General features: G+C 61.9%; 3 protein-coding genes. All 3 read right to left on the reverse strand.

Annotated features, from left to right (window positions below; all coding sequences use genetic code 11):
• The coding region (locus Q7J26_RS10415) for a TonB-dependent receptor domain-containing protein (protein WP_304936383.1) at nt 1–2,583 on the reverse strand (2,583 nt) is incomplete at its 3' end.
• A 214-nt stretch (nt 2,584–2,797) separates the two neighbouring features.
• Nucleotides 2,798–5,482, reverse strand: coding sequence for a M14 family zinc carboxypeptidase (locus tag Q7J26_RS10420; protein WP_370651933.1), 2,685 nt, complete (start codon nt 5,480–5,482; stop codon nt 2,798–2,800).
• A gap of 785 nt (nt 5,483–6,267) precedes the next feature.
• Nucleotides 6,268–7,500, reverse strand: coding sequence for a type II toxin-antitoxin system HipA family toxin (locus Q7J26_RS10425; RefSeq protein WP_304936385.1), 1,233 nt, complete (start codon nt 7,498–7,500; stop codon nt 6,268–6,270).
• Nucleotides 7,501–7,658 lie beyond the last annotated feature (158 nt).

Raw genomic sequence — 7,658 nt, forward strand, 5'->3', positions numbered from 1 at the left:
CACCGCGAAGCTCAATCGACCTTCGTCCGAGAGACCGATGTCGGCTAGGTTCAGGCGCCAATCCGCCTGCAGATCGACCCCGGTGACGTTGAACTGACCCAGGTTCAGCAGCGGCTGGCTCGGATTGACCGGCACGCCCGTCGAGCTGCTACGCTGCATCAGCGAGCAGTAATAGTTATTGGGGTCGAAGGTCGGGTTGTTGCCGCCGTTGTTGAAGCAATAGCGGATGGCGTTGCTGATGCTGAGCGTGCCCACCGCGTCCTCGACCTTGATCTGATACCAGTCCAGCGACATGGAGATGTCGGACAGCCACGGCGACTGGAACGGCGATTGGAGGACCGCGCCGAATGAATAGGTGTCGGCCGTCTCCTCATAAAGGTCCGGATTTCCGCCGGTCAGGGCGAACACCTGCGCTGTGCCCAGTTGGTAGGAATCGATCAGCGAGGCCGGGATGCCTTGGGCCAGGCACAGTTCGCGCACAGCGGCGGCGTCGGGGCCGTTACGGAACGAACTGCGGATGTCGCAGGGATCGCCGTTGGTGTTGGTCGTGCTCGGCGAGCCGATAGCGACGCTGCCGGTCGAGACTGGGGCATAGAGCTCGCCGACGCTGGGCGCGCGCACCGCGCGGTTCCAGCCGCCGCGCAGGCGGATCGGATCAATCACGCGCCAGTCGATATCGGCCTTGTAGGCATGGACACCGCCGACCGAACTGTAGTCCGAGAAGCGGTAGCCCAGGTCCAGATTGAACTCCTGGATCAGCGGCAGGTCCTTCAGCACCGGCACCAGAAGTTCTGCATAGACTTCGGTGGTATCGACCGAGCCGCTGGTTTCACGCAGCACGCTGTAGCCGAGAATGTCGCTGGTGCCGTCCGGCAGGTCCAGCTGGGAGTCCGGCGTGAACTCGAACTTGTTGTAGCGATAGTCGGCGCCGACGGCGAACCGCACCTCGCCGGCCGGCAGTGTGAACAGGCCGCCCTGCAGGGTCGCCTCGGCCATACGCTGGGTCAGTTCGTTGGTATTCAGCGTCCGACGCGAGATGTAGTCGACGCACTCGGTCGATGGGATGTTGTTGCCGAACGGATTGAAGCCGCCGGAACAGTATTCCGTCCCCCCGGTCGGGCTGTAGAGCAGCTGAGTGACGGCCGAGCGGCTGACGCCGCCGGTCTGGGCGTTCTCGAATTTGGCGCGGCTGACGCTGACATAACCCTCCCAGGTCCAGTCACGATAAGGGACAGTTCCCGACAGGCCGCTGATCAGCTGATAGACGTCATAGGCGTAGCGTTGATAGCGCGGCCCGGTGATGTTGAAGGCCTTGTAGAACTGGAAGTCCGCTGTCGGATTCGGACGCGACGCCAGCAGGCCGGCGAAGTCGGACGAGATGAACGGGTTGCTGACGGGAATGGTCAGGCCGTAGACATTCGACGCCAGGGTCGGGTTCGAGACGCCGTTCGACTCGAAACTGGTCATCGTCGCCTGAGCGAAGAAGTCCAGACTATCAGTGATGTCATAGTCCACCCGGGAGAACAGGGCGTAGCGCTCATTGTCACTTTGAACGTCGCCGCCGTTCCAGCCGAAGTTCACCTGGGTTCCGGTTCCGTTGATATAGGCCTCGTCGGTTTCCTCATCGCGGAAGTTCATGACCTGCGAGGCGCCGACCGTGTTGAACAGCGTGCCGTCGCCGGTGTTGAAGCCGATCTGACCATTATAGAAGCCGCCTGATCCCGCGACGGCCGCAGTGCCGTACTGTCCGACGAACAAGGCGTTCACAGCCGCCAGGGTCGGACGGTTCGAGCCGAACAGAGCGCTGCCCTGAGGGATCGTCGCTAGGCTGGCGGTCGGGTCGCGACTTATGAAGAACGGCCGCTCCGACTGAGAGGCGCGCTCGCGGTTGGAATAGTCCAGCGATACGAAGGCGCGGCCGCGATCATCGGCGAAGCGTTCGCCGGCCGTGGCGGTGACGCGGAAGCTCTCGCCGTCGCCATAGTCGCTGACGCCGTACATGGTGCTCAACTCCAGGCCCGAGAAATCACGTTTCAGGCGGAAGTTGACCACCCCGGCTGTGGCGTCCGAACCATAGGCGGTAGAGGCGCCCCCGGTGATGACCTCGACGTTTCCGATCAGGGCTTCGGGGATGATGTTCAGATCGACCGAGCCGTCGGGATTGGACGGCTGCAGTCGGCGACCGTCGAGCAGAAGCAGCGTGCGCTTGGAGCCCAGGCCACGAAGGCTGGCATAGGACTGACCGCCGTTCAGACCCGTGCTGGTGCTCCCCGTATTGCCCTGACCGAACGAGCCGGTGAACTGCGGCATCTGTGACAGAGCCTTTTCGACCGTGATCTGACCGGTGTTCTCGATCGTCTCGGCCGAGACGGAGACGATCGGGCTGTTCGAGACATAGTCAGGCCGCGCGATACGCGATCCGGTGACGACAATGTCGCTGACCTGCGCGGATTGCTCGTCCTCGGGCGGCGCCGTTTCCTGCGCCTGCGCCAAGGTGGTCGAAAGCGCCGCATAGGCGCAACTCGCGATCAACAAGCCTCTGTAGCCCGCCCGGCTTCGCCGGATTTCCGGTTGCATGTTCATATTATCCCCTTCCATTCGCCGAGCGTGGAGAGCCGCCGACGGCGACAAGTGGGAGGGACTTTCAGCAAATTCGCAATATGTGAATCGATGTTTTTATGTATAAATTTTGCATTTTATTTAATATTTATTGAAAAGCCGATCTTATTACATTGCACCCATACATAGGTATCCGAAACTTTTACGCTCCGGATGCCTTCTTATATGTGCGCTTGCTCTATTCTTCGGACGAAACAGCCGGGCCGTAGAGCAGGCCATTGAAGAACAGCTTGAAGGTCCCATGCGGTTGGGCGCGCTGGATGACCTCCGCGCCGTAGACGAACAGCTTGCCTTCGCCCAGATCGACATCAGCGACCGCGACCGTATCCTTCAGCCGCTCCTGGCCATGCCCCCAGCCGCTGCGCAGCGGTTCGGCCGTATCGAACCATGCGACCGAGTTGGCCCCGCTCGCCAGATGGTAGGTCTGGCCGTTGGAGAAGAAAATATCCGCCTCGTTCGGCATGCCGTAGGCGAGCGGCTGGGTGGTGTCGATCCGAGCTCGCAACACCGAGCCGGGGATGAAAAAGTCCTCGTTGCGCAGGGTCGTCTGGGCGCCGTCGACCTCCCGGAACAGAGCAGGCTCGACCGGCGCCTTCAGCAGGGTGGCCAGACGGTTGGCCCCGCCGATAGTCAGGACCGTGCCGCCACCGCGGACGAAAGCGTCGATCTGAGGAACGGTGACGCCTTCCGTCACTTCCCCCAACCAGGCGCGATACTGTTCAGGAATGGTTTCCGGCGCCGGCAGGCCGCCGCCCCGCGCGGGTCGGAACGGTCCGCCTCGCAGTTGCGGGGTCGTGCCGTCGGTGAAGACCAGGACATCGAATGCGCTATTCAGGTCGCCGCCGTCGAGACGTTGCGGATAGACGACCTCGAACGGGAATTCGTACTGCTCAAGCATCCACCGGGTCCAACCCGAGCTCATCACCCCGCCATAGCGGTCGACGAGCCCGATGCGGACGGGCTTCAGCGCCAGGGTTTCGACCGTGGGGGCGGCGTTCACAGCCTGAGCGTCGATGCCCAATTCACCCACGCTCGACTCGATGATCGCGGCAGCCTGGGGAGACGCGGGGACCCAGATGGATCCGGCGGCATAGGTCGTCCGGCCGGCGCCCGCGCGGTCCTTCAGCCAGAACACCGGAGTCCCGGCCTTCAGCAGGCGGTTGGTCAGAATGAAGCTGTTGTTGCTCTCGTGACCGATCAACCAGCCTGCTCGGCCAGAGCCGACGACCGATCCGGTGGGCGCCTTCAGCAGGTCCGGCACCTCCTGGAACGGCCCGTCAAAACCATCGAGCACACGATCAAACGACACGCCCATCTGATAGGCCAGGGTATAGCCCGCCACGTCATACGGCAGTTTTGGGGGACCGCCCGGGTAGGCCAAGTCGTGGGGGTGGTCCTGCGGTTCGAACATGTCGATCACGTGCGGGCGATAGGCCTGGGCTGTCTTCACCACATAGGAACCGGCCGGATAGCGTTTGCCCGCGACGGTGAAGGCGGCGGTTGACTGCTCCACGTCCACTCCGCTCTTGATCAAGGCGTTGAGGAAGGCGACCGTCGCCGGCAGATCGTGTTGTTCCGCCGGGTTCACGATGTAGCCGCGCGCATCGCGCTTGGCCGGATCCCGCAGCACAGTGTCGTAAAGGGCGGGATCGACCTGGCCAGTGGAGCGGGCCCATTCAGGCGTATCAGTCCCTTCAGCCGGCGCGCTGTTCGCACCGGCCTCTTTCAAGGCATCGATGTCCTGGGGCGTTGTCGTCCAGCTGTCCTGACTGCCGCGCTGAATGCTGTTGGCGCCCATGCGATAGACGCCGGCCAGCAACCGCTCGCGGTTACGCGAAGCGTAGTCGATGACCGCGCGATTCATCGTCCACTGATATTCCAGACTGTCTTTCAGATGCCAGGTGCGCGGGCTGATCGGCAGAGGCTCGTCGTTACGCGCGATCTGGGTATTGGGCAGCAGCGGAATTTGCTCGGGAGTCGGCCCGCCTATGATCTCGGTCAGAATGCCGATCGAATTATGGAAATAGGGCGTCGAACGGTACATGCCGTTATGCCAAGTGGAATAGGGCGCGACACTGTTCATGCCCGATCCGCCCTTGCCCTCAGCGATCAGTCGGCTGTGCATAATCATGCCGACCTCTGAAGTGCTGGTCATGACCAGAGGGTCGTAGTTATAGTTGAATGGATCTCGGAACGGCGGAACGAACACCACCATTCCGCGCGGACCGGTCTGGTGCTGATTGAAGATGATCTGCGGATACCATTCCCGGAACTGAACGCGATTGACGTTCTCCGTCTCGGGCATGTTCGAGATGTAGGAGTCACGGTTGTTATCGTGACCGACGTACTTCTGATACAAGGTCGGAATACTGCGGAACTCACGCTCTTCCGGCACCGGATTGCGCATGTACCAGTCTGCAACAAGGTCCAGACCGTCCGGATTGACGTGGCCGAACAGCACGATGACGTCGTCCAGCGTCCGCAAGGTCTCCGGATCATTCATAGACAGCAGCCGATAGAGAATCTGGATTTGGCTCTGTGTCGTCACCGTTTCGGTGGCGTGCAGTCCAGCGTCGATCCAGACAACGGACTTGCCCTCTGCCGCCAGCTGGGCGGCCTCTGCCTCGCTCAGCCCCTCGGCCTTCGCAAGCTTGCGGGAAATCTCCTTGTAACGGTCGAGATGAGCCAGGTTATCCGGCGAGGATAGGATCGCCATCCACTGCGTCCGCCCCTCAGCCGTCGTGCCGAAGCTTTCCAGCTTCATTCTGCTCGACTGACCGGCCAGGAGCTTCAGATAGGCTTCGTATTGCTTGTAATCAGCTAGAAAATAGTCTGCGCCGGGATCCTGCGGGAAAAACTGCACCGGCGCCGTAATGGCGGCGGACTCAGCGGGAGTAAGCGCGGGAGCCTGAGCTTGGGCAGGCACACCGGACAGTAAGGCAAGCGTCATCGCGACGCCGGTTAAGGCGGATCGTATATGCATCGACTGACATCCCCTCGCACGCGACAGCGGCTCCGAAAGTCGCGTGACTTATCGGCAATAACAAATGCTGCAGCGCAACGTGGAGCAACTATTGTTCTCCAATATTCGATACGCAACCCTAAAAATGGACCAATTTTCACATTTCTGGCACAATCAGGGTAAATTCGCCTTCTCGCAAAGATTGGCATCAGCGCTGCACGCAACCCAAGATCGCAGCCATTGGGATCGACCTACAGCCATCCGACGGTCCGCCCTGCACCCATCTTGGCCGCACGCCCTATTATCCTCGCAGCAAGCTGCACGAATGGGCCCGGAGCCAACTGACCGGCCTGCGCTCCTCGTCGAGCCAGCCGGGCCGTCAAGGCGGCTGGGCCCAAGATGTGGATCAGTCGCCTCCGCTCTAGAGCTCCAGGCCAAGCCCTTTGCCGCGTTGCTCCTGGCCGAAGCGGAAGTCCAACTGACCGCCCTGCAGCACGCCGGTGAGCGCCTGCCCCCCCCCAAACAGGCCTCCAGCGCCGGTCGCCACGGCGCCAGGCGGCCTTGCTCACGATCACGGCATATGTCCGACCGCCCATTCCTCTTGCATCTCGCCGATTTCCTGTATCTGGTCAGGCGTGTAGGGCATGCGCGCTCCCGCTCCGCAAAACTTCGCGGGCCCTCGTCTCCTACCTGTTTCGTGCTATGGGCACGATGCCAAGGAGCCGATCGATCTCGGCGGCGAGGTCGTCAGAAATCGGCAGGTGTTGGCGTTCAGCGCCCCAAACCTCGTGGAATCGATCAACGGCCTGGGCTGCCTCGTCTCGCGCCAGCGCTTCAGGCAACCCGGCCTTGGCGGCCATGTAGGCCACCTCGTCGAATGTAAGCTCGGCCATCCGCTTCGTTCGCGCGAACTTCAGCGCCATGCTGTCATCGGGGATGTAGACGGTCGTCGACAGGAAATCATAACCCGGAGACAATTCGGGCGTGCGGCCGTCGCGATAGATCAGCGACCAGTTCTTCAGGTGCATGTCGGCATTGCCGATCAGGGTGTTGAACACCAGCCTCCGGATGAACTCGCGCACCCCGGCTTCGCCGGTTTCGAGCCAGAGGACCTTCGCAAGGTAGCGATAAGACCCCTTGTCGTACTTTTCGCCCGGATAGACGCCGAAGACCTGGGCAAAATCCTCGATATGGATGCGTCCGCCGTCCTCCCGGCGGTCGAACCGCCGGATGGCGAAGGCCTCTTCCTCGATTTTGCCGATACCCTCCGGCAACCCCTCGATCTGATCGAGCGGCACGAGTTCTACATCAGGGATGTCCATGCCCATGGCGCTGGCCAGCCGCATCATGGAGAACTCGTTGGCCGCCACGCCGCGAAATCGGATCGACGGCAGCTTGATGATCCAGTCTCCGCCGCGACCACTCGCCGGGATCGTCAAGCCGCCTTGGGCCTTTTGGACGGCTGAGAACTTCAGCTGCACCCCCGCCAGGGAGAACCTCAGCGCGCCTAGACCCGCGGTGCCCTCATTCTTCTCATCCTCCCGGTGTTCTTCGTCATCATCATCGACGACGTCTTCCCCTAGCGGCCGCACGGTCACGGCGCCTGGCAGATCCGGCCCCAACACCTCAAGCAGCGGGTACTCCCGCATCGGCTTGATGCCCGCGCGCTTGGCCAGGTAGTCGCGAAGCGTGCCTTCAGGCAGCAGGTTCGAAAAGAAGGGCGTCAGCCGTGTCTGGGTCGGCCTGTGATCACGCAACAGGCCGCCTTGCTCGCCCTTGAACGACAGGCTGAGGGTCGGTCGATCCGGGTCGTCCGCATAGGCGTCGTCGAACGAGAGGATAGATTGGTCACCGCCCAAAGCGGAGATCACGCCGACCTTCTGATCATTGAGCAGGACTTCAAGGGCGTCGACGGCCATCGTTAGTCCTCGTCATCAAGGCTGTAAGCGGGACGCTCCGTACGAGGCGCGTGCATCAGGGTGTTTCTGAGTTGCCTCAGCCAGGCCGCAGCATCCCGGTAGGTCTTCGCGTGACTGGAGCGTTCGGCGGGGGGATAGTTCAAGAAGCCCTCCAAGTT

Origin of the sequence: Brevundimonas sp., assembly GCF_030656255.1 — a bacterium.
Classification (GTDB): domain Bacteria; phylum Pseudomonadota; class Alphaproteobacteria; order Caulobacterales; family Caulobacteraceae; genus Brevundimonas.